Source organism: Candidatus Neomarinimicrobiota bacterium (genome assembly GCA_017656425.1).
Classification (GTDB): Bacteria; Fidelibacterota; UBA2242; order UBA2242; family B5-G15; genus JACDNV01.
Genome location: JACDNV010000041.1, coordinates 1 through 1,879 on the forward strand (window position 1 = coordinate 1; position 1,879 = coordinate 1,879).

Annotated in this window: 1 protein-coding gene; it reads left to right on the forward strand. The window is 36.7% G+C overall.

The genetic code is table 11. The features are described from left to right. The first annotated feature begins 229 nt into the window (after positions 1–229). The gene (gene wecB, locus H0Z29_12095) at positions 230–1,357 is read left to right on the forward strand and encodes a UDP-N-acetylglucosamine 2-epimerase (non-hydrolyzing) (GenBank protein ID MBO8132225.1); all 1,128 of its coding nucleotides are present in this window, start codon (positions 230–232) and stop codon (positions 1,355–1,357) included. Positions 1,358–1,879: the final 522 nt, after the last annotated feature.

Below are 1,879 nucleotides of genomic sequence, written 5' to 3' on the forward strand. Positions count from 1 at the left end.
CCGTCATTGCGAGCGAGCGTAAGCGAGCGTGGCAATCTTGTCTGATTGAGATGGCGAGATGGCGAGATGGCTGGATGGCTGGATAGCTAAATAGCTTGATGGCTGGGTGGCTAAAAGGTAAGTAATCTAAATGACTGTCAAGCTATCAAGCTAACTGGCTAACAAGCTAACAAGCCAGGTGACTCTGAAGACACTCCGTGCTACTAAACAACGAAAATCGAGGTGTGTTATGATTAAAGTTTTGTTTATCTTCGGAACAAGACCCGAGGCTATAAAACTTGCCCCTGTGATTAAAAGGTTAAGAGATAATAACAGTTTTAAAGTAGAGGTATGTGTCACTGCTCAACATAGGGAAATGCTTGATCAGGTTCTGGAGTTTTTTAATATTAGCGCAGATTATGACTTAAATATTATGACGGATAACCAATCACTTTTTGATATTACTGCAAGTTGTGTCAAAAAGCTGGAACCAGTGCTGAGAAATAGTAACCCTGACCTATTAATTGTTCAAGGGGATACTACCACAGCCTTTATTTCAGCATTAGCTGGATTTTATTTAAAAAAGAGGGTGGCACATGTGGAGGCTGGATTAAGAAGTTTTAATAAATACTCTCCTTTTCCAGAGGAAATAAATCGTGTTTTGATAAGTCACTTAGCAGATATACATTTTGCACCTACCAAGAAAGCAAAGGAGAATCTTTTAAGAGAGGGTATTAAAGATAATATTTATATTGTGGGTAATACTGTTATCGATGCTCTGTTTATGGCTGTGGATATCGTAAGGAATGACAAGAGTAAAAAGTACTATACGTATTTTAGACAGATCGATTTGAATAAGAAATTAATACTTGTTACTGGTCATAGAAGAGAGAGTTTTGGAGAGCCTTTTAAAAATATCTGTTATGCTTTAAAAGAAATCGCATCTAATTTTTACGATATTGTCGAGATTGTATATCCTGTACATCTGAATCCAAATGTTAGAAAACCGGTATTTGAAATTTTAAATGGAATTAAGAATATTTACCTGATTGAACCATTATCGTATGATTATCTCGTATGGCTTATGGATAAATCATATTTAATTTTAACAGATTCAGGTGGTATACAGGAGGAAGCACCAAGTCTGAATAAACCAGTATTGGTAATGAGGGATGTGACAGAAAGAACAGAGGGGATAGAAGCAGGAACGGCTAAATTGGTTGGCACTGATAAAAGTGTTATTGTAGATACCGTCAGCAAGCTATTATTTGATGAAAATTTATATAAATCTATGAGTGTTGCTGAAAATCCTTATGGAGATGGTAAGTCTTCAGAGAAGATAGAGAAAATTATTTTAGAGACAATGTGGAATTGTTGAAACTTTTGCGACTGAAAGTTTTTAGTTACACCAAGTTACATGTACTAGGGTAAGGAATCTTGCGGAGTAGATACTCGGTGTAATTCCGTAATCTTTAAAAGTTTTAAGAGCCCCCATTTTGGGGCTTTTTTATTTTTTATGGATAGAGATTGTTTGGTCATCCGCCGGTATTCTCTGTCATTGCGAGCGTAGTGAAACGGAGCGTGGCAATCTCTTTTGCATAGTCGAGGTAGTGAACATTTGAAACCTCAAGCGTTTAGCAAAGTAGATTGCTTCGTCGTCCCAATGGGACTCCTCGCAACGACGTGTGGGTGTATCGTGTGCGAAAGAAAAATTAAATAATCTTAGTGTTCTTGGTTAGACGCTGGCTGGCTTGCCAGCTTGTCCGCTAATAAAAGTTCGAAGTTCTACGTTCTATTTTCTGTGTTTGTATAGTTATAACATTGAACTTTATAACGTTGAACATTGAACTTTCTTAACTTAAATCCTAATTTAACTTTTAAAGAAAGCAAAGAGTATTCC

Excerpts from the sequence above, each read along its gene's own strand:
- wecB (MBO8132225.1), top strand. The coding sequence starts at position 230 with ATGATTAAAGTTTTGTTTATCTTCGGAACAAGACCCGAGGCTATAAAA.